This window comes from Aeromicrobium choanae (assembly GCF_900167475.1).
GTDB lineage: Bacteria > Actinomycetota > Actinomycetes > Propionibacteriales > Nocardioidaceae > Aeromicrobium > Aeromicrobium choanae.
The window spans coordinates 1,658,562-1,680,314 of record NZ_LT796768.1 but is presented as its reverse complement, the minus strand read 5'-3'; the positions used below and the strand labels follow the sequence as shown (position 1 = coordinate 1,680,314).

The following is a 21,753-nucleotide window of genomic DNA, read 5'->3' as shown; positions in this document are numbered from 1 at the left end:
ATCGTCATCGTGTGTGGCCTCCGGGTCAGCGGTCGATCGGGCTGACGCGGGGCCCAGGCGAACGGTCCCGTAAGTCGTGCTGTCCACGGCTCCCTGGTGGTAGCCACCTCAACGCCAGTCGCGCGCGGACTCATCCATCCTAGCGGCTCGGGCCAGATCTCCCGATCTCGTCCATCACGGACGCGTCAGCCCGGGAGGTTGCCCTTCATCGCCTCGACCGCCTCGGGCGGGACCTCCTGGTCGAGGTTGGCGAGGCGCACCTGACCCTGGGCGATGAGCCTGCCGTCCTGGTTGACCGAGTCCAGGTGCCACAGCTGCTGCGTGCGGCCGCGGTGGATCGGCGTCGCCGTGGTGGTGATCGTGTCGCCGTTGCGCGCCTGGCGCAGGAAGTCGGTCGAGTTGTTGGTGCCGACGACGACGCCCTTCGTGCCCAGCCAGATCTGGCCAGCCATGCTCGCGGTCGACTCGTGCACCGCGCAGTAGATGCCGCCGTGCGGGATGCCGAACGGCTGCAGGTGGCGGTCGGTGATGGTGAAGCGCACCACCACCTTCTCGGGGGTCAGCTCGACGTGCTCGACACCTAGCACTCCGTCCAGTCCGGGAACTTCGCTCATGCAGGGGACTCTAGGCGAGGCCACTCGGCGTTGGTCCGGCGAGTGGGCGAAGCCAGGACTTGATACGGGTACCCCCTAGGGGTATGTTGAAGGCATGAGCCACAACCACCCCGGATACGCCGAGGACAAGGCGGCCGTCCTGAAGCGGCTGGCGCGGATCGAGGGCCAGGTCCGCGGGATCAACCGCATGGTCGAGTCCGACACCTACTGCATCGACGTGCTGACCCAGATCAGCGCGACCACCAAGGCACTCGAGGCGGTGGCGCTGAAGCTGCTCGACGAGCACCTGGCCCACTGCGTCGCCGATGCCGCCGCGAAGGGCGGCCCCGAGGCCGACCTGAAGATCAAGGAAGCGTCCGACGCCATCGCGCGTCTCGTGAGGAGCTGAGCATGAGCACCACCACCTACACCGTCAACGGGATGACCTGCGGCCACTGCGCCGCCGCCGTCACCGAGGAGATCTCGACCCTGCCCGGCGTCGAGGACGTCGCGGTCGACGTCGCCTCCGGCGCGGTCTCCGTGACCAGCACGGCCCCGCTCGACGACGCCGCGGTCGCGGCCGCCGTCGACGAGGCCGGTTACGCCCTGGCAGGTCCGCGCGACCTGCCGCTGGCCTGATGACCACGCACGAGACCGAGGTCGAGCCCACCACCACCTACCGGCTCGACATCGGCGGCATGAGCTGCACGTCGTGCGCCGCGCGCATCGAGAAGAAGCTGAACCGGCTCGACGGCGTCGAGGCCACGGTCAACTACGCGACCGAGAAGGCCACCGTCCACGCGCACCACGCCGTCAACCCGCAGGAGCTGGTCCAGACCGTGGAGAAGACCGGCTACACGGCGCAGGTCCACGATCCCCACGCCGGCCACGACGCGCACGCCGCCCACGGCGGCCTGCACTCGGCCGAGTCGATGCGCCGGCGCCTGATCGTCGCCACGATCCTGACGCTGCCCGTCCTGGCGATCTCGATGGTCCCGGGCCTGCAGTTCACCGGTTGGCCGTGGGTCGCGCTCGCGCTGACGACGCCCGTCGTGCTGTGGTGCGCCTACCCGTTCCACTGGTCGGCGGTCCTCAACCTGCGCCACGGCGCCGCCACGATGGACACGCTCATCAGCATGGGCGTCACCGCCGCGTACGCCTGGTCGCTGGTCCAGCTGTGGATCGGCGTCACGGGTCACGGCGTCGAGCACGGGCACTACTACTTCGAGACGGCCGCCGCGGTGACCACGTTCATCCTCGCCGGCCACTACCTCGAGGCCACCGCGAAGGGCCGGTCGAGCGCCGCCCTGCGGGCCCTGATGGACCTCGGCGCCAAGCAGGTCACCCTCCTGCGCGACGGCCGCGAGGTCGAGGTGCCGATCGAGCAGCTCCACGCGGGCGACACGTTCGTGGTGCGTCCCGGCGAGAAGATCGCCACCGACGGCGACGTCGTCGACGGAGCCTCGGCCGTGGACGAGTCGATGCTGACCGGCGAGTCCGTCCCGGTCGACGTCGCCGCGGGCGACACCGTCACGGGGGCCACGGTCAACCAGTCGGGCCGTCTCGTCGTCCGCGCCACCGCGGTCGGCCAGGACACCCAGCTGGCCCAGATGGCCCGCCTCGTCGAGGAGGCCCAGGAGGGCAAGGCCGAGGTGCAGCGGCTCGCCGACCGCATCTCCGCCTGGTTCGTCCCGGGGGTCATCGCGATCTCGGCGGTCACGCTGCTCGTGTGGCTGCTCGTCGCGCCGGGGATCGGTGCCTTCGAGGCCGCCGTGGCGGTGCTGATCATCGCCTGCCCGTGTGCGCTCGGGCTGGCCACGCCCACCGCGCTGATGGTGGGCACGGGCCGCGGTGCCCAGCTGGGCATCCTCATCAAGGGCCCGCAGGTCCTGGAGTCCACCCGGGCGATCGACACGATCGTGCTGGACAAGACGGGCACGATCACCACCGGCACGATGACCGTCGCGCACGTGGACCCCGCCCCGGGGGTCGACGCCGAGGAGCTGCGCCGGCTGGCAGCATCGGTCGAGGCGGCCTCCGAGCATCCCGTGGCGCGGGCGATCACCGCCCTCGCCGAGCCGCTCCCCGTCACGGCGTTCCGCAACCACGCGGGACAGGGCGTCGAGGGCACGGTCGACGGCCACGTCGTCCGTGCGGGCCGCCCGGGCTGGATCGGCGCCGACGACCGACCCGACCACACCGGCACCGTCATCGCGGTCTCCCGCGACGGCGAGGTCCTGGGCACGATCACCGTCGCCGACCGGGTGAAGGAGTCCTCCCGCGAGGCCGTCGCCGACCTGCGGCGCCTGGGGTTGGAGCCGATCCTGCTGACCGGCGACAACGAGCGGGTGGCCACGGCCGTGGCGGCCGAGGTGGGCATCGATCGCGTGCACGCCGAGGTGACCCCGCAGGACAAGCTCGACGTCGTGCGCGAGCTGCGTGAGCAGGGCCGCGTCGTGGCGATGGTCGGTGACGGCGTCAACGACGCCGCGGCGCTCGCCGGGGCCGACCTCGGGATCGCGATGGGCACCGGCACCGACGTGGCGATCGCCGCGAGCGACCTCACGCTCGTGCACGGCGACCTGGCCACGGCCGTCACCGCGGTCGAGCTGTCGCGGGCCACGCTGCGCACGATCAAGGGCAACCTGTTCTGGGCGTTCGCCTACAACGTCGCCGCGATCCCACTGGCCGCCCTCGGGTTCCTGAGCCCGATGATCGCCGGCTTCGCGATGGCCGCGAGCTCGGTCTTCGTCGTGACGAACTCGTTGCGACTGCGCCGCTTCGGTCGTTGATCACTGCCGTCCGGCCCCCCGATTCCGGGGGGCCGGACGCCGCCTTCGGCGGCCCACGCAGACCGATGACGCCTCCGCATGACACGATTCCCGGAGAAACGCGGGCGACCGTATCGGGACGGCGCCGCACCGACGAGGGGAAAACATGAACGTTCGCAAGCCTGCCGCCGCACTCGCCGCCGTGGTCCTGTCCCTGGGGCTCACCGCCTGTGGTGGTGGCGGCCAGTCCGTCGAGGACGCCTGCAAGGTGGCCGAGAAGGAGGTCAAGGACGCGATGGGTGACCTGAGCGGCATCGACCCCACCGACAGCGACAAGGCCACCGAGACGATCGCCTCGATGGGCGACGCTCTGCAGAAGACGCAGAAGAAGCTGGACAACCAGGAGGTCAAGGACGCCATCGCCGCGCTCTCGGCCGAGTTCGACAAGCTCGAGGGCGCCTTCGCCGACCTCAAGGCCGCCGGCCAGGACACGACGAAGCTGCAGGAGGTGTCCGAGGAGATGAGCACGCTCTCCACCGACATCCAGAAGAAGGGCGAGAAGCTCGACGAGCTCTGCGGCTGATCACCAGCCCCCACGCCTGAACGGGTGAGCCCGGCCGACCGGAAGGTCGACCGGGCTCACCCGTTTCTGCGCGTCAGGCCGCGTCGGCTCGCGATCGGCGTCGAGCCCCCGCGACGGCAGCACCGCCGGCCAGGAGGCTGAGCAGTCCCACGCCCAGCGCGAGGGGCGAGACGCCCGACCCGGAGTCGGCGAGCTCGCCGTCACCAGCCGTGCCGCCGTCGCCGCTCTCGGACTCCTGGCTCCAGACGTCCTCGTCGAACACGTTCGTCACCACGATCTCGAGCTGCGCCGTCGTGTCGACGGACTCCACCGTGGCGCCACCGGCGAAGTCGGGGTGGCTGACCCTGACCTCGCTGGCCCCGCCGTCGTCGGTCTCCTCGGCGAAGCACCGGGTGCCGGTGGGCAACAGCAGCGGCTCGCCGTCGGCGCCCGTGAAGGACTTCGTCCGATCCGGTCGCAGAGTGAAGTCCGCCTCGAACACCGTGCCCAGCACGCTCGCTCCGGACGCGTCCTTCGTCTCCAGCTGGCAGGTCAGAGTCATGGCGAACGCGGTCCGCGCCAGCTCGGGCCGATCCGCGAACCGACCCTCGACCTGCTTCGTGACCTCGACCGCTCCGGCGCCGTAGGTGTTGGTGATCGTGGCGACCACGGACTCCTCCTGCGTTCCGGCGGCGATCACGACCGTCGCCTCACGCGTCGATCCGTCGGCGTCGCCGTCCTCGGTCTCGACCACGTGGCACGAGGTGCCGGTCGGCAGGGGGCCGATCGCGTCGGACCACAGCGACGAGCTGCCGCCCCGGCGATCGAGGGTCACCTCGTCCTGCAGGACCGTCTCACCCGCGAGCGTGCACGCGACATCGAACTCGTACGACGCACCGTCGTGCAGACCGGCACCGGGACCGTCGATGAGCTTGTTGACGCGCAGGAAGCCCGCGTCGAAGCGGTTGTCGACGACCACCTCGACGGGCTCCTCGGTCTCGGTGTCGCTCACGACGACCTCGCCGCCCGCCGGCGTCATCGTGACGCCCTGCGACTGCGGCGTGCTGGACTTCTCGCTCACCGTGCAGGTGGCACCCGTCGGCAACCGGTCCCACTCGGCGGTTCCCGCACCGGTGATGGTGCGGTCCGCGCCTCCGGGGATCGTCACGGGCGTGCTCGTGCCGTCGACCTCACGGACGCACTCGAGGGACATCACGTAGGTGCCGTCGGCCACGACCGGGAACTGCGCGCCGTCGCCGGACAGGGACTTGCGCACCTGCACTACTCCCTGCTCGAAGTAGTTCTCGACGCCGACCTCGACCGCCTGCCCACCCGAGCCGACCGTGAAGTCCTGCGGGTCGATCGTGGTCTGGTTGGCACCACCGTTGCGCGGCTCGCTCACCGTGCACGCCGCCCCGGTCGGCAGGTTCTCCACCGCCCAGGTCAGGTCGTCCGGTGCGGTCAGGACCGCCGAGTCGTCGAACACCGTCTCGGGCGCGCCTTCGCCGTCCAGGTCCAGGGTGCACACGAGTCGCACCTCGAACTCCTGGTCGTCCCAGCGGTCCTTGCCGGGACCGGTGATCTGCTTGGTGATGTTCACCGCGCCCACCGTGTAGGTGTTCAGGTGGGCCACCGAGACCGTGGTGTCGTTGCCGATCGTGAACTCGGCCGGGTTGTCGGCCTCCTCACCGTCGATCTGCACCGTGACGCTCGCGCCCGCCGCGTCGGTCTCCTCGACCGAGCACGACGCGCCGGTGGGCAGGCCCGAGTACGCCCGGGTCCCCGCGTCCTCGAGCTCGATGCGCTCGTCGAGGATGGTCGCCCCGAGGTACGCGCACGTGACCTCGAAGTCGTAGGTGCGGTCGTAGACGATCGCGCTGCCGTCCTGGTCGACCGCACCGCCGTTGTCGACGCTCTTGGCGACCGTGAAGCCACCCGCGGCGTACGTGTTCGTGGCGGCCACGGTCGGACCGTCGGTCTCCCCCTCGTACGGGTGGCTGATCTGCGTGATCGAGCTCAGGCTCGCGTCGGCCACCGCCGTCCGGTCAGCCGGCGACCACGTGACCTCGACCCCGGCGGGGATCGGGTCCTCCGCGACCGTGCACCGGGCGAACAGCGGGATCGACACCGGCGCCGTGCTGGTGTTCACCACCGTGCTGCCTCCGTCGTCGTCGACGGAGACGACGACCGTGCCGTCGACGACCGTCCCCGCAGCGTTCCGCAGGACGACGTCCGTCCCGTCGAGCGTGCAGGACACCCGGAACGAGTACGTCCCGGGGAGGTCGACGGGCACCGAGAAGTCCGGCGCCTCGACGACCTTGTCGATCGTCAGCCGGCCCTGGGCCGTGGCGATGCCGACACGCGTCGGCTCGAGGACGATCTCCGCGCGCTCGGGCTGGGTGACCGTGGCCACCGACCGCGCCGAGCCGGCGAAGGAGTTGTACGCCGTCGGGAGCGCGGTGGCCTGGTCGAACGCGCGCGGCAGGTTGACCGGGGTCCGCGTGCTGAACGTGACTCCGGCCGTCTCGCCCGGACGCAGTCCCGCACCCTGGCCGGCCGAGGTCCAGTCCAGGACGAACTTGACCGACTGCGCCGCGGCCAGCTGGGCGTCAGGGGTGCTCTGGTCGTACTCGGTCCAGCCGAATCCGCAGCCCGCGAGGGGCGCGGCGTTCGCCGTGTGGACCTGGACGGCGTTGGTGTTGCACGCGATGCTCGCGCGCTGCGTCGAGAAGAACGCCCGCAGCGTCGCGCCCTGGTGCTGGACGGCCGCGAGATCCGCAGCCGCCGAGTGCAACAGCCTGACGTCGAACTGCGACCCGCGGGCCGCGGAGGTGATGACGCCCCGGTCGCCGACGGCCGGCAGCGTGTCGACGAGGACGACGAGCTTGGCGTTCGTGTTGCCGGTGTTGCGGAAGGCGAGCTTCCACGAGGCCTCGCCGCCCGGTCGCGTGACCGGGAGGCACGTACCACGGTGGTAGCCGTCCTCGTCGGGCTCCGCACAGGCGGACGCGGGTCCGGCGGTGTTCACGACACCGAGGTCGTCGTCACCGGAGCCGGGCTCGCCCGCCTCGACGCCCTTGACGCCCTTGACCATCGCGAGAGTGGCGCTCGACCGGGGCTGCACGTGGGTCGTGGCCGTGCAGCTGTCGACGTTCGTCCTGTTCGCCTGGGTCACGGCGTCGACCGTGTACTGGCACACCTCGAAGTCACGGTCCGACGTGGCCGTCACGGAGTTGCCCACGATCTGGTCGGCTTCGATGCTCGACTTGAGCACGAGCGGCGCTTGGACGGTCAGCACCCACCCCGGCCTGAACTCGAAGTCGTCCGGAGTCGTCACGGCGAGCAGACCCGTCTCGGGACCGAGGCTCGCCGCGAACGTCGGAGTCGGCGACGGCACCGGGTTGCTCTGGTTGGTGGTGGTGAGCGCGAAGGAGTACGCGGTCGGGTCCGGCTCCCTGACGGGGACCTCACCGCCGACGAGCTCGATCTGGTCGCTGACCTCGAAGCCCGTCATGGCCCACTGGCCCGTGTTGGTGACGCGCAGGACGTAGGGGATCGTGCCGTTCGGCGTGAACTGCGGCGGCGTCGAGGCGTTGCCCGGCGTCTTCTCGACCCGGATCCGGTTCGGCCGGTGCAGCACCTGGGTCGTGTCCGCCGCGCTCGCATCGTCGGTGAACGTCTGGGTGGCGCCGAACTGCGCGTCGCCGTGCACCTGGAGGTCGTCGGAGATCAGGCCCGGTGTGCCCTCACCCTGGTTCGGCGCCAGGCCCGGCAGCGTCGTCGAGACCGGTTCGCCGTTCTCGCGCTGGGTGTCACGACGCTCGGTCCTGAGGCTCACCACGATGTTGGGGTTGTAGGGACGCTCCCACTGCACCGCGCGTCCTCCCGCGTCGAGCTGACGGAAGCTGAAGCGCACGCCCTCGACCACGGACGCATCGGTCACGCCCGGGGGAAGCGCGAACGTGAAGTTCGCAGGGGCCGACAGCGAGTTGACCCACAGCCCCTCGACCCAGACGTCTCCGACCTTCGCGTCCATGCGCACGCTGTTGATCGGCCGGGGCAGGTTGATCGAGGCCGAGGTGAGGTTCATCGTGTTCCAGAACGTCTCGGTCTCGTCGGTGAGCCGCATCAGGGTCGTGCGGGCCGATCCGAGCGGCTGGCCTCGCAGCGAGGTCGTGTAGGTCGTGGCCTGGTCCTCGTAGACGGTGTCGCCCGTGGGGTTGGCATCGGGACGGATGACCTTCTGGGCGGTGATCGAGTAGTTCGCGGACACGATGTTGAACTCGTCGTCGGCGTCGTCGTAGCCCGTGGAGCAGGCCGTCGCCGGGCACGCGATGCGTCCCGGGCTGTCGATCTGGACCGAGGCCTCGTTGAGGATCGGGACGCCGCCCGGGCTGGTGGCCTCCACCGGACCGCCACTGCGCTTCTCGGCGCGCAGCTGCCAGGTGAGGGCGACCTCGCCGGTCGCGGCGCTGAGAATGAGCGGAGCACCTTCCGCGCCGACGAACGACACGGTGACGCCGGTGACGTCGGCCAGCTCGGCCGAGGTGAGTGCGAGCGCCTCGTCGTACCCGTAGTCGGTCGGCGTGCCAGAACGGTCGAGCGTCACCGTGACACCCGCCTGAGCGGCGCCCGCGGGGATCGTGATGCTGTCGATGTCGTACAGGTTCGCCACGTCGTAGGTCGTGGTGTCGGTCGACGTCACGCCCGGATCGCTGATCACGAGCGACGACAGCTTCGAGGCCGACGCGTTCGTGGCCCTGAGGGTGGCCGAGATGAGGGGGAAGTCCCCGGGATCGACGGCGTTGTCGGGGCTCGGCAGACCGATCACGGACTGGTCGAACTCCTTGGTCAGGTCGACGTTGAACGGGGCGTCGAGGATCGTGATGCGGTCGCCGTCGCTGGACGAGAACTCACCGGACCTGCCGCCGGACCCACGGGCGTTGACCGTGTTGTCGACGACGCCGGGATCGCTCGTGTTGTACGTGTGGTCGTGGTAGTTGCCCAGAACGTACTCGTCGGGATCGCTGCGCAGGTTGTCGCGCACCGCGAAGTCGAGGTCGAGCGGGCGGCGGTCGACGCTCGAGCCCACGCCCTCGGCCGCCTGCCGTTCGGTGTACGTGATGCGCACGCCGGTCGTGCCGCTGCGCTGCGCGGCACTCAGGGTGTGGCCGGGGAACCGGCCCGCGCACACGGCCGCCGACGGGCACGCCTGGGACGTGATGTCGGTCCACGTGCCGTCCAGGTACAGCTCGACCTTGCTGATCACGTCCTCGACGATCAGTGGATCGGTCGAGGCGGTGATCGGCTTGATCGCGACGAGGTCGAACGCGTCGTAGACCGAGGTCTCGATGCCGGGAGAGTCCGGACCCAGCTCCGCCGGCGACGCCGGATCGGTGATCGTCACGTTCGCGAAGTTCAGTCCCTGAGTGCTCCAGTGGATGCGCGCCGTGCGCGTCTGACCCGACAGGGCCGGGACGGTGGGCTGCAGCCATTCCTTGTCGACGAGGTCGGGGCCGTCACCGTCGATCGGCCGCAGCGTGACGTCGTCCTCCGCGAGAGCCGTGTCGCCCTTGTCGATCTGCTGGTTGAAGACCTCCGACCGGACGTCGTTCGCCACGACGAGCTCGTCATCGAGGTCCACGCCCGCCTGGACCTCGACCTCGAAGCTCGGGATCACGTTGAAGCCCGCGGGCAGCAGCTGCGGGCAGCCGTTCACCGTCAGCGGCGTGAACTCGAACTGGATGCCGCCGATCTCGTCGCGCAGCGCAGCCGGGATCGTGTAGCTCCAGTTCGCCACGTTGCCGGCGACGTTCTCGGCGCCCGGCAGGGCGACCCAGGAGGCGCCGTCCCAGTACCGGACGGTCAGCTGTGTGCAGCCGGGGATCTCCGTGTTGGAGATGGCTGTCGGATCGAAGTGGTCGTCGAAGAACTCGCTCCCCGCGGCAGGGTCGGCCGGATCCTGGATGACGAGCCGGTTCGAGCCGATCGTGGACTCGCTCGACACGCTTCCGGGCACCGAGACCGTGGCCTCGGCACCGGGGACACCGAAGATCGCGCCGGGAGTGATGCGCTTGTCCACCTCGGTGAGGACCTCCAGCGGCCGGACCTGGAAGGAGGCATCGGCCTCGTCCGTACCGCGGGCGCCGTCGACGTTCGCGACGACCACGTCGACCACGTTGGTCGACTGGAGCGTGTCCTCGAGATCGGTCAGTGCCGTGAACTCCAGACCCAGTTGCGCGTAGGCGGCGGCCTGGATCCCGTCGGAGCCGTCCGCCGCCGAGTACGTGACCGTGAATCCTTCGACGATGCACCCGGCCCGGGGCGCCGGCAGTGTGTCCTCGGTGGTGGTCGAGCCGGTCGTGGAGGCACAGTCGGCATAGGTGTAGGTGATCTCGGCGGACTGAGCGTCGACCGGCCACTCCACGTCACTGAAGCCGGTGAAGGCCAGGCCCTGCTCGGTGAACGTCGACGTTCCCGCGGACGGCTCGTTGATCACGAGTTCGTGGACGTCCTGCTCGCCGACCGTGGCCGTGACGGTGGCGGTGACGCCCTGCCCGACGACGAGCGTGGTGTCGGAGAGGCTCTTCTCGATCGAGACCGTGGGGTCGGAGGCCTGGATCCTGGCGGTGGCCTCGTCGGTGGCCGGATCGCTCACGTCGTCACCGACCTCGACGGTGGCCGACGTCTCGTTCTCGATCGCGACGGTGGTACCGGGCTCGATCGAGGAGACCGTCGCGTTGGTCACCGTCGCGACGCCGACGCGCGCCTCGGTGCCCGGCGCGTAGGTGCCCTCGTACGTCACCCGCACGCCTTCGACCGTGGCGAGGTCGCTCGGCTGGTCAGTCGTCCAGGTCCCTTCGACGAGGTACTCGACGGTCGTGTCGTCGGTCGACTCGGGGGCGGGGTCGGTCGTGATGCCGGCGAAGTCCAGGTGGCTCCAGTTCGTGCCGTCGAAGCGATCCTCGACGACGATCCGGTCGACGGTCTGGTTGGACTGGTTGCTCGGCTCCAGCGTCCAGCTCACCCGCTTGCCGGGTGTGGCCGGGACGGTTCCGGGCGTGACCGACTTCGAGACGCCCGCCTCGAGCGTCGTCTCGACCTCGAGCGTGACGGCCGCCGTGGACCTCTGCTCCTCCGCGTTCTCGGCCACGACCACCGCGGTGTTGAGGATCTCGTCGCCGTTGAAGTCCGCTGACACGGTGGTGGGCACGCGCACCTGCACCGTGACCGTCATCGAGCTGCCGGCTCGCAGGCCGACCCGGTCGCCGACGGGATGCCGCGGCTCGACCGTGAACGAGTCACCGTCGACGGAGACACCGGCCGGCCCGGCCGGCGAGAGCACGGCGGTGACCGGGTTGGCGAACGCCGGATCCAGTTCCAGCGGCTCCGGCAGCGCGTCGGACAGCACGGTGTCGAAGCACCCCGCCTCGTTCGTCGACGAACAGCCGACGACGATCGTGTAGGCGAACGTGTCGCCGGGGCCGTACGGCCCCGGGGAGTCGACCGACTTCTGGATCTGCAGGTCCGCCGTGACCGCGGCAGCCGTGGCGGGGACGCCTCCGGAGACCAGGGCCATCAGCGTCAACAGCAGGGCGGACAGGACGACGAGCGCGCGGCGCATCGATCACCTTTCGTCGGCGGACTGACCGGACCGACTCACCTGTCCCGCACGTGCGTACGCCAAGAAACCCCAGCCCGAGAAATCTTCAACCACCGACGGTACCAAGCAAGATGAGGCTTGACTCATGTTTTGCCGAGAACGCCCATGTGACCTGCACCGCAGCGCCTCCCGCCGGCCCCGAGGCCTGACCACGAGGTGGCGACGTGCCTGCCGGACTACCCTGACGTCATGTCGATGCTGACCGTCTCCGGTTCCCTGTCCGTCCGCGAGAAGATCGCGTTCCCCCCGGGTGGGGTGGCCACGGTCAAGGTCGTCGACGCCGACGGCGAGGTGCTCGCCGCCACCGCGCTGCCGGCCGACGGGGTGCCCGTGGAGTTCAGTCTCGACATCGACGAGCAGCTGGTCACCAGCGAGCTGTTCGTGTGGGCGTTCCTGCGCAACGAGGTCGGCGGCTGGGGCACCCTCGAGCTCGTCCCGGCCGACCTCGGAACGGTCGACCTCACCCGGATCGGCGACTGACGCCGTGCCACGACCGGGCCCGTCCGTCACGCACCTGAGCGATGCCGAGATCGCTGCGGACAACCGCCCGGTGCTGCGGCGCATCGCCACCCTGCTGCGCCCCTACCGCGGCAAGATGGCCTCGGTCGGGGTCATCGTCGTGCTCGCAGCGCTGCTGACCTCGATCGTCCCGTTCCTCACCCAGGCCGTCTTCGACGACGCCCTCTTCGGCGACGGAGGTCCCGACCTGGGCCTGCTGGGCTGGCTCGTCGCCGGCATGTGCGTGCTGCCGATCCTGGCGTCGATGCTCAACATCGCGCAGAACTGGCTGACGTCCACGATCGGCAACTCGGCGATGGCCGACCTGCGCAGTGAGCTGTTCGCCCACCTGCAGAAGATGGAGCTGGCGTTCTTCACCACCACGAAGACAGGCGCGATCCAGTCGCGCCTGGCCAACGACGTGGCAGGGGTCCGCACGGTCCTGACCGACACGGCCACCTCGATCCTGCAGAACACCGTCACGGTCACCGCGGCGTTCATCTCGATGGTGATCCTGTCGTGGGAGCTCACGATCCTCACGCTCATCCTGATGCCGCTGTTCGTGTGGCTGCAGCTCAAGGTCGGGCGGCGCCGCCAGCAGCTCGCGCGGCGCACGCAGGAGAGCCTCTCGGAGATGACCGCGATCACCGAGGAGTCGCTCAGCGTCTCGGGGATCCTGCTCGCCAAGGTGTTCAACCGCAGCAAGTCCGAGGCCGAGCGCTACCGCACGGCGAACCTCGAGCAGACCCGCCTGCAGGTCGAGCAGGCGATGACCGGCCGGCTGTTCTTCGCCACGGTCCAGACCTTCTTCGCCATCACCCCGGCGATCATCTACCTGTTCGCCGGCTTCATCATCGCCGGGCGACTCCCGGGCGATCCCGCCTCGCTGACCGCGGGCACCCTGGTCGCGTTCACCACGGTGCAGGCCCGCCTGCAGATGCCGCTGCTGCAGCTCATGCGCGTCTCGCTCGACGTGCAGACCTCGCTGGCGCTGTTCCGCCGCATCTTCGAGTACCTCGACCTGGAGCCCGCGATCGTCGACCGGCCCGGGGCGCGCGACGTGAGCCCGGCCGACCTGCAGGGCACGATCGAGTTCCGTGACGTGTGGTTCCGCTACCCCGAGCCGCGCACGCTCACCGGCGAGTCCGTCAAGGACCGCTTCGGCGACTCCGCCGGCACCATCGACGCCGAGTCCACGGCGCAGGAGGACGCGTGGGCGCTGTCGGACCTGTCGTTGCGGATCGAGGGCGGCCAGCTGGCGGCGATCGTGGGTCCCTCGGGCTCGGGCAAGACCACCGCCACCTACCTCGTGCCGCGCTTCTACGACGTCGACCGCGGCCAGGTGCTGATCGACGGCATCGACGTGCGCGACATGAGCCTGTCGTCGCTGGCCGACTGCGTGGGCATGGTGACGCAGGAGCCGTACCTCTTCCACGGCACGATCCGCGAGAACATCGCCTACGCCAAGCCCGGGGCCACTCCCGAGGAGATCGTCGCGGCCGCGACCGACGCCAACATCCACGACCGGATCATGAGCTTCCCCGACGGCTACGACACCGTCACGGGCGAGCGCGGCTACCGGCTCTCCGGCGGCGAGAAGCAGCGCATCGCCATCGCTCGCGTCCTGCTGAAGAACCCGCGCATCCTGATCCTCGACGAGGCCACCAGTGCACTGGACAACGAGACCGAGCGGCTCGTGCAGGAGGCGCTCGAGCGGGCCACGTCCGGCCGCACCACGCTCGCGATCGCGCACCGGCTCAGCACGATCCAGAACGCCGACGTGATCTTCGGCCTCGTCGACGGCCGTGTCGTGGAGCAGGGCACGCACGCCGAGCTCGTCGACGACCCCGACGGTCTGTACGGCCGGCTGTACCGCGAGCAGTTCTCCGCGCGCCGTCCCGCGTCGGACTCACCGCGTCCCGTGGGGGCCGTGGGGCCCCTGCGCGCCGATGTCTGCCTCTGACACCAGGGGGACGCGACAAAGGCGTGGTCACCGCCCTCGAGGACTGCCAGAATTCTGGCCATGACCACCGCCTACCTGGTGACCTCGGCAGTGCTGCTGCTGTCGGTCCTGGCGGTGAGGCACCATCGGCCCGCCGTCTCGGTGCCCGTGGTCATCCTCGTGCTGTCGGTGGCCTGCTGGAACCTGCTGCGGGCGCTTCGCGGACCCGACGACCTCGCGCCGAGCCTGCTCGTGGCGATCAACGTCGTGGTCGTGCAGGTCAGCGCCGTGAGCTTCTTCGTGGCCGCCCGACGACTCGTCCACGGGCGCTGGGTGGTCGCGCCCTGGCTGTGGATCGCCGCGGCGACGATCGCCGCTCTCACCTTCGCCGGCATGGTGCCGGCGGTCGGCATCACCGACGGTGACCGCTACTACGACAGCCCGGTCTACGCGGCGCACCTGATCTACGCGTTCGGACTCCTCGGCGCCGGCGTCCTCACGCTGAGCACGCGCCAGCACGACCCGTCCAGGCACGTGCGCCGGGTCGTCCTCGCGGCCGAGGTCGCAGGCCTGTTCGTCGTGTCCTTCCAGGTGCTCGTTCCCGCACTGACACCGCTGGCCATCGCCGCCATCTGCCTCGTCCTGGTGTGGACGACGAGCCACGTCGGGTCGTGGTCTCGGTCGGCCTCGCGGGCGGACCGCCTGATGAACTCGATCGGCGTCTTCATCTTCGTGATCGACCGCGCCGGGCGGCTGCAGGACTGGAACGGCCCGGCCGCCAGCCTGCTGCGCCTGATGGGTCGCACGGCGTCGCACGGGATGGACCTCACCGCTGCCCTGTCGATGCCTCCGCGGTTCGTGGACGGAGCCACCGTCACGCTGTTCATCCAGGGCGGTGAGCTGCGCACCACCCTGTCGGTGCACTCGGTGGACCCGCTCGACCTCGACGGCGACCTGGTCCTGATGTTCCGTCCCGTGCGCTCGTCGGTGGAGGGTTCGTCCTTCCCCACCGTCTCCGGTGCCCTCAAGGGCCACGACCCCGGCACCCAGACGCTCGGACGCAAGGCCGCCCTCGAGGTGCTGAGGACCGTCGCCGCCGAGGGTGGCACCGTCATCCGGCTCGTCGTCACACCGCGCGACCCGCAGCGCACCGACGAGGTGATGTTCCTCATCGCCCGGCGCATGGAGGCCCGTGCGGCGGAGGCCGGCTACCCCGACGTGGAGTGGGCCCGGCTCGATACGTGGACGTTCGTCACCGAGCTGGTGGACCACGACTTCGACGCCGTCCCGGGCCACGTGCCGCTCGAGGACCTCCAGGTCGACATGGAGGTCACCTTCCACACGCCCGTGCCGGGCGAGTCGTCCGCCGCGTTCATCCGGCGCGTGAGCGACGCCGCCTACGGCCGCGACACCGCGCACGGCAGCTGAGCCCGGCACTTCGGGACCGGACGTGACTCGCCCGGGGCCCTGTCGGACCCCGGGCGAGACGCGTGGTCAGGCGCGGCGGCGGCGTGCCATCACGATCGCGAGCGCGCCGAGCGCGAGCGCGCCGAGTCCACCGGCCAGCGCACCGAGGGTGGCATCCGAGCCCGTGTCGGCCAGCGGCGAGCCGTCGGACGCGCGGTCGTCGCCCTTCTCGTCACCACCCTCGTCGCTGCCGTCGACGCTCTCGTCGTCACCCGCGACGTCCGGGTCGTCGCCCGGCTCGGCCGGCGCCTCGGGAGCCGCCGTCACGTCGACCGTGACGGTCGCCGTGTCGCAGACGGGCACCGGAGTGGAGTCGTCGCAGCGCTCGTACTCGAACGAGTCCGTGCCGACGAAGCCCTTCCGCGGCGTGTACCGCACGGTGCCGTCCTGCAGGACCTCCGCCACACCGTTCTTCGGCTGCGCGGTGACCCGCGCCGCCGTGAGCGGGCGGCCGGTCCGGCTGGTGTCGTTGCCCTCGACCTGAACGACCACCGGGCGACCCTCGCGGGTCGTGGCCTTGTCGTCACCGGTCACGACCGTGTTGGCCCGCACCTTCACGGGGATCGTCACGGTGTGGCACTGCACGGGCTTCGACGTGTCGCACACCCGGAGGTCGAACGCGTCGTCACCGGAGTAGCCGTCGTCCGGCGTGTAGGTCACGGCACCCGTCTGGGCGTCGACCGTGACGTCGCCGTGGGCCGCACGCCCGATGACCTCGACCGACTCCGGATCCAGCGCCGCACCCGCGGAGCTCACGATGTCGGCCAGCGGGACCGTCAGCGCCTCGTCCTGGTCGGTCTCGACGCCGTCGGAGACCGCGGGCGCGTTCGTGAACGCGTTCGTGACGGTCACCGTCACCGTGGCGGTGTCGCACACCGCGGTCGGCGTCGACGTGTCGCACACGCGGTACTCGAACGTGTCCTCACCGGAGAACCCGGCCTCGGGCGTGTACGTGACCTTGCCGTCGGAGTCGACCACGGCGGTGCCGTGGGCCGGAGCCGTCGTGACCGTCGGGTGCGCCAGGTCCTGGCCGGAGGCCGAGCTGTCGTTGTCCGTCACGTCGACGTCGACCTCGGTGCCGAGTGCCGTCGTGGCCGAGTCGTCGGCCGCGGCGACCGCGTTGGCGGACACCTCGACGCCGATCGTGACGGTGGTGCACTGGGCCGGGCTCGAGGTGTCGCACACGCGGACCTCGAACTCGTCGTCACCGGAGTAGCCCGGATCCGGCGTGTAGGTCAGCTCGCCCGTGACCGGGTCCACCGTGACCTCACCGTGCTCGGGACCCTCGGGGATGGTGACCGTCGTCGGATCGAGCGGCTGGCCCGAGGGCGAGACCACGTCGTCGAGGGGGATGTCCTTCGGCGTGTTCTGCGGGGTCGCGACACCGTCCTCGACCGCGGTCTCCTCGGTGAAGACGTTGGTCACCGTGACCGTCACCGTGGCGGTGTCGCACACCGCGGTCGGCGTCGAGGTGTCGCAGACGCGGTACTCGAACGTGTCCTCACCCGAGAAGCCCGCCTCGGGCGTGTAGGTGATCCGGCCGTCGGACTCCACCACGGCGCTGCCGTGAGCCGGAGCCGTCGTGACCGTCGGCGCCGCGAAGGGCTGGCCCGAGGCGCTGTCGTCGTTGCCACGAACGTTGATCGTCCGGGCCGTCTCGACAGGAGTCGTGGCCGAGTCGTCATCGGCGGTCACGGTGTTCGCCTCGACCGTGACCGTGATCGTCACCGTGGTGCACTGGACCGGGGCCGACGTGTCGCACACGCGCACCTCGAACTCGTCGTCACCGGCGTAGCCGGTCTGCGGCGTGTAGGTCAGCCCACCCGTGACCGGGTCGACCGTGACGGTCCCGTGCTCGGGCGCGACGGGGACGGTCACCTTCGTCGGGTCGAGCGCGCGGCCCGAGCTCGAGACCACGTCGTCCAACGTGATCTTCTCGGCCGTGTTGTGCGGCGTCGAGACGCCGTCCTCGACCGCGCTCTCGTCACTGAAGACGTTCTCGACCGTGACCGTCACCGTGGCGGTGTCGCACGCCGCGGTGGGCGTCGACGTGTCACAGACGCGGTACTGGAACGTGTCCTCACCGGAGAAGTCCGCCTCGGGCGTGTAGGTGATCCGGCCGTCGGACTCCACCACGGCGGTGCCGTGCGCCGGAGCCGTCGTGACCGTCGGCGCCGCGAACGGCTGGCCCGAGGCGCTGTCGTCGTTGCCGCGGACGTTGATCGTCCGGGGCGTCTCGACCGGCGTCGTGGCCGAGTCGTCGGCCGCCTCGACGGCGTTCGCGCCGACCGTGACCGTGATCGTGACGGTGGTGCACTGGACCGGGTTCGAGGTGTCGCAGACGCGCACGTCGAACTCGTCGTCGCCGGTGTACCCGTCGTCGGGGGTGTAGGTCAGCTCGCCCGTGGTCGGGTCGACCGTGACCTCGCCGTGGTTCGGCTCCCCGGAGACCGTGACCTTCGTGGGGTCGACGGGCTGGCCCGTCGACGACACCACGTCAGCGAGCGGGATGTCCTTGGCGGTGTTCTGCGGCGTCTTCACGCCATCCTCCGCGGCCGACTCCTCGGCGAAGACGTTCGTCACGGTGACCGTCACCGCGGCGGTGTCGCACACCGGCGTGGGCGACGAGGTGTCGCACAGGCGGTACTCGAACGTGTCCTCACCCGAGAACCCGTCCTCCGGCGTGTAGACGATGCGTCCGTCCAGCGTGATGGAGGCAGTGCCGTGCGCCGGAGCCGTCGTCACGGACGGCAGCGCGAGCGCCTGGCCCGAGAGCGACGTGTCGTTCTGGCGGACCAGCACCGCGATCGGCGTCTCCACCGAGGTGGTCGCGATGTCGTCGAAGGCCTCGACGGTGTTCGCACCGACCGTGACCGAGATCGTGACGGTGGTGCACTGGGCCGGGTTCGAGGTGTCGCACACGCGCACGTCGAACTCGTCGTCGCCGGAGTAGCCCGGATCCGGCGTGTAGGTCAGCTCACCCGTGACCGGATCGACCGTCACCTCACCGTGGTCGGGACCCTCGGGGATGGTGACCGTGGTGGGATCGAGCGGCTGGCCCGTCGGCGAGACCACGTCGTCGAGGGGGATGTCCTTCGGCGTGTTCTGCGGGGTCGAGACGCCGTCCTCGACCGCGGTCTCGCCGCTGAAGACGTTCGTCACGGTGACCGTCACGGTGGCGGTGTCGCACGCCGCGGTGGGCGCCGACGTGTCGCACACGCGGTACTGGAACGTGTCCTCACCGGAGAAGCCCGCCTCGGGCGTGTAGGTGATGCGGCCGTCGGACTCCACCACGGCGGTGCCGTGCGCCGGAGCCGTCGTCACCGTCGGCGCCGCGAGCGACTGGCCCGAGGCGCTGTCGTCGTTACCGCGGACGTTGATCGTCCGGGGCGTCTCGACAGGAGTCGTAGCCGAGTCGTCATCGGCGGTCACGGTGTTCGCGCCGACCGTGACGGTGATCGTGACCGTCGTGCACTGGACCGGGTCGGACGTGTCGCACACGCGGACATCGAACTCGTCGTCACCGACGTAGCCGGCATCCGGCGTGTAGGTCAGCTCACCCGTGGTCGGGTCGACCGTCACGTCGCCGTGGCTCGGGTCCTCGGTGACGGTGACCTTGGTCGGGTCGAGCGGCTTGCCCGTCGCGGAGACCACGTCGTCCAGCGGGATGTCCTTCGCCGTGTTCTGGCGGGTCGTCACACCGTCCTCCGCGGCCGTCTCCTCGCTGAAGACGTTGGTCACGGTGACCGTCACGGTGGCGGTGTCGCACGCCGCGGTCGGCGTGGAGGTGTCGCACACGCGGTACTGGAACGTGTCCTCACCCGAGAAGCCCGCTGCCGGGGTGTAGGTGATCCGGCCGTCGGACTCCACCACAGCGGTGCCGTGCGCAGGAGCCGTCGTCACCGTCGGCGCCGCGAACGGCTGGCCCGAGGCGCTGTCGTCGTTGCCACGAACGTTGATCGTCCGGGGCGTCTCAACCGGCGTCGTGGCCGAGTCGTCGTCAGCCGTCACCGTGTTGGGCGACACCGTGACGGTGATCGTGACCGTCGTGCACTGGACCGGGGCGGACGTGTCACACACGCGCACGTCGAACTCGTCGTCACCGGTGTACCCGGCATCCGGCGTGTAGGTCAGCTCACCCGTCACCGGATCCACCGTCACGTCGCCGTGCTCGGGAGCACCGGGGACCGTGACCTTCGTCGGGTCGAGCGGCCGGCCCGACGGGGAGACGACGTCGTCCAGGGGGATCTTCTTCGCGGTGTTCTGCGGCGTCGTCACGCCGTCCTCGACGGCGGTCTCGTCGCTGAAGACGTTGGTCACCGTCACGGTGATCGTCTGGGTGACCTCCTGGTCGGAGGCGTCCCGCAGCGTGTAGGTGAAGCTGCCGGTCCCGGAGAATCCGGCCGCCGGCGTGTAGGTCACGACGCCCTGGTCCAGGGCGACCGTTCCGTGCTCGGGCGAACCGACGCCGACGAGCGTGAGGTCCGTGCCCCGGCCGAGCGCCTCGAGGGCGGCTGCCGAGACCTGGACCGGGACCCCCGTCTGCGTCGTCCGGGTGTCGGGGTCGGCCTGGGGCGTGACCTGGACCAGGACGGTCACGAGAGTTCCGTCGGCGGCGCGGTACGTGAAGGAGTCCGAGCCGGAGAAGCCCGCCGGGGGCGTGTAGGTGTAGCGGCCGCCGGCGTAGGCGATCGTGCCGCCCTTCGCCGAGGTGCGGTCGTACGTGCCGTTCGACGAGTCGGTGACCGTGGCCGGGACGTTGACCTCGGTGGCGATGACGACCTGGGTCTCCGCCGTGGCCGGCGGGGCCGGGTCCGGATCCTCGTTGCCGATCGCCTGGGCCCTGTTGATCAGCGGGCCCGGGGTGGAGGGCGCGGTGGCGCTGACGTTGACGACCGCCTCGGCGCCGACCTCGAGGTAGCCGCCGTTGCAGGTGGCGATCTTCTGCGTGGTGCCGGTCACGACGCACGACGTGTCGGTGCTGGTCACGCTGACGTTGGCGAGGTTGTTCGGGAGCACGTCGTTGAGGACGAAGCCCGACGTGTTGCCCGGGCCCTCGTTCTTCACCACGACGCGCCACGTGATGGTCTTGCCGACGACCACCGTGGCGGGGCCGGTCTTGGTCACGCTGAGCTTGGACTCCAGGGCGGTGGCGCAGTTCGTCGCGTCGCTGCGCTGGTTCGCCGGAGCGGTCACGCGGCTGATCAGCTCGAACGTCGGCGTCGCCTGGTCGGCGTTGCGGATCGCGATCTGGTACATGAAGCCGTTGGTCGCGATGAGCGCGAGGTTGCCGTTCGTCATCGTGAAGGCCGAGCCGTACGAGTTGGTCGGCATGATGCTGGTCGGCACCGTGAAGGTCGTGACGGCACCGGTGGAGGGGTTGATGCGATAGAGCTCCGACGCCTGACCGTAGTTGGCGGCCCACAGGTAGCCCTTGAGGAACGTCAGGTCGGCGAAGCGGATGTTCCGCGAGAGGGTGATCGTCGTGCGCGTCGGACGCGGGGTGCTCGAGGTGCTCGTGACGTTCTTCAGGCCGGCGATCCTCTGGATCGTCGTCGTGCCGGCGTTGCCCGAGGCGACGTAGTAGTTGCCGCTGGAGTCGAACTCGCCGCTGTCCCACAGGGTGCTCGCGGGCGCGCCGAGCGCCGTGGTCGCGTCGCCGAGGGGCGTCACGGCACCCGAGCGGTTGATGCGGACGAGGGAGCCACGGACGTTCGCGCCCGAGGTCTGTCCGTAGAACGTTCCGTAGAGGTACTCGTCGGTCGGGTTGAACGCCAGCGCGTTGAACACGTTCGCGCCGGTGTAGTTCGCTCCGATCTGGGTCCACTGGGAACCACCCGAGGTCGTGTACGAGCCGGTGTTGAGCTTGACGGTGCCCACCGGCTCCTCCGCCTGGGCGAAGAAGCGCGGAACGGTGCAGTCGAACGCGGGCGCGGGTGCAGCCTCGGCGGCCGGTGCGGGCGCCAGGACCGTCATGGTCCCGGCGAGGCTGAGTGCGATCAGGGTGAAGGCTGTTGCACAGATGAGCAGCCGGCTGTGCAGACGGAACGCCATGGAATACGGGACCTCTCGAGAATGGGAGCGTCAGAGCACACGAAGGCAGGACGACATCGGGCCCGACCGGTGCGGTCTGGCCCGTCGTTGCTGAGGTCCCGAGGAGCGAGTCCGACTCCCTCCAGACCGCTCGCCGAGGAGATTACCTGTGACGGTTGTGAACTTCTGGGGTTTGGGGGTCCGCTGGGCCAGGACCCCTCGAA

General features: G+C 70.2%; 10 protein-coding genes and 1 riboswitch. Of the genes, 7 read left to right on the top strand and 3 right to left on the bottom strand.

The genetic code is table 11. From position 1 onward, the window contains the following. Positions 1–44: 44 nt before the first annotated feature. Positions 45–132: riboswitch (ZMP/ZTP riboswitch) on the bottom strand. A gap of 53 nt (positions 133–185) precedes the next feature. Next, entirely contained in the window at positions 186–614 is a 429-nt protein-coding gene (locus B5D60_RS08170) for a PaaI family thioesterase (RefSeq protein WP_078699694.1), read from the bottom strand. A gap of 94 nt (positions 615–708) precedes the next feature. Here B5D60_RS08170 and B5D60_RS08165 point away from each other — a divergent pair, with 94 nt between their 5' ends. The 4 genes from B5D60_RS08165 (at position 709) to B5D60_RS08150 (ending at position 3,947) form a co-directional block, all read left to right on the top strand. After that, the gene (locus B5D60_RS08165) at positions 709–1,002 is read left to right on the top strand and encodes a metal-sensitive transcriptional regulator (RefSeq protein ID WP_078699693.1); all 294 of its coding nucleotides are present in this window, start codon (positions 709–711) and stop codon (positions 1,000–1,002) included. A 2-nt stretch (positions 1,003–1,004) separates the two neighbouring features. Next, the gene (locus tag B5D60_RS08160; protein WP_078699692.1) at positions 1,005–1,232 is read left to right on the top strand and encodes a heavy-metal-associated domain-containing protein; all 228 of its coding nucleotides are present in this window, start codon (positions 1,005–1,007) and stop codon (positions 1,230–1,232) included. Continuing rightward, positions 1,232–3,385: a heavy metal translocating P-type ATPase gene (locus B5D60_RS08155; protein ID WP_078699691.1), complete on the top strand. Its 2,154-nt coding sequence runs from the start codon at positions 1,232–1,234 to the stop codon at positions 3,383–3,385. The genes B5D60_RS08160 and B5D60_RS08155 overlap by 1 nt, the downstream gene beginning before the upstream one ends. Positions 3,386–3,530: 145 nt before the next feature. After that, positions 3,531–3,947: a hypothetical protein gene (locus B5D60_RS08150; protein WP_078699690.1), complete on the top strand. Its 417-nt coding sequence runs from the start codon at positions 3,531–3,533 to the stop codon at positions 3,945–3,947. 73 nt (positions 3,948–4,020) lie between these two features. On the opposite strand, the gene B5D60_RS08145 is transcribed toward B5D60_RS08150, so the two are convergent. Then, entirely contained in the window at positions 4,021–11,550 is a 7,530-nt protein-coding gene (locus tag B5D60_RS08145) for a DUF5979 domain-containing protein (RefSeq protein ID WP_078699689.1), read from the bottom strand. A 228-nt stretch (positions 11,551–11,778) separates the two neighbouring features. On the opposite strand from B5D60_RS08145, the gene B5D60_RS08140 reads away from it, so the two are divergent. The 3 genes from B5D60_RS08140 to B5D60_RS08130 are packed head-to-tail and all read left to right on the top strand — an operon-like array spanning position 11,779 to position 15,457. Then, the gene (locus B5D60_RS08140) at positions 11,779–12,069 is read left to right on the top strand and encodes a YbaY family lipoprotein (RefSeq protein ID WP_153302926.1); all 291 of its coding nucleotides are present in this window, start codon (positions 11,779–11,781) and stop codon (positions 12,067–12,069) included. 4 nt (positions 12,070–12,073) lie between these two features. Further along, positions 12,074–14,050, top strand: coding sequence for an ABC transporter ATP-binding protein (locus B5D60_RS08135; RefSeq protein WP_197684429.1), 1,977 nt, complete (start codon positions 12,074–12,076; stop codon positions 14,048–14,050). A gap of 60 nt (positions 14,051–14,110) precedes the next feature. Continuing rightward, a complete protein-coding gene (locus tag B5D60_RS08130; protein ID WP_078699687.1) occupies positions 14,111–15,457 on the top strand; it encodes a nitrogen regulation protein NR(II) in 1,347 nt (448 codons plus the stop codon). A gap of 66 nt (positions 15,458–15,523) precedes the next feature. Here the strand turns inward: B5D60_RS08130 and B5D60_RS08125 are convergent, their stop codons facing one another. Next, on the bottom strand, positions 15,524–21,550 hold the full coding sequence (locus tag B5D60_RS08125; RefSeq protein WP_078699686.1) for an Ig-like domain-containing protein: 6,027 nt from the start codon (positions 21,548–21,550) through the stop codon (positions 15,524–15,526). Positions 21,551–21,753: the final 203 nt, after the last annotated feature.

Coding starts and splice junctions, on each gene's coding strand:
- B5D60_RS08170 (WP_078699694.1), bottom strand. CDS start 614: ATGAGCGAAGTTCCCGGACTGGACGGAGTGCTAGGTGTCGAGCACGTC.
- B5D60_RS08165 (WP_078699693.1), top strand. CDS start 709: ATGAGCCACAACCACCCCGGATACGCCGAGGACAAGGCGGCCGTCCTG.
- B5D60_RS08160 (WP_078699692.1), top strand. CDS start 1,005: ATGAGCACCACCACCTACACCGTCAACGGGATGACCTGCGGCCACTGC.
- B5D60_RS08155 (WP_078699691.1), top strand. CDS start 1,232: ATGACCACGCACGAGACCGAGGTCGAGCCCACCACCACCTACCGGCTC.
- B5D60_RS08150 (WP_078699690.1), top strand. CDS start 3,531: ATGAACGTTCGCAAGCCTGCCGCCGCACTCGCCGCCGTGGTCCTGTCC.
- B5D60_RS08145 (WP_078699689.1), bottom strand. CDS start 11,550: ATGCGCCGCGCGCTCGTCGTCCTGTCCGCCCTGCTGTTGACGCTGATG.
- B5D60_RS08140 (WP_153302926.1), top strand. CDS start 11,779: ATGTCGATGCTGACCGTCTCCGGTTCCCTGTCCGTCCGCGAGAAGATC.
- B5D60_RS08130 (WP_078699687.1), top strand. CDS start 14,111: ATGACCACCGCCTACCTGGTGACCTCGGCAGTGCTGCTGCTGTCGGTC.
- B5D60_RS08125 (WP_078699686.1), bottom strand. CDS start 21,550: ATGGCGTTCCGTCTGCACAGCCGGCTGCTCATCTGTGCAACAGCCTTC.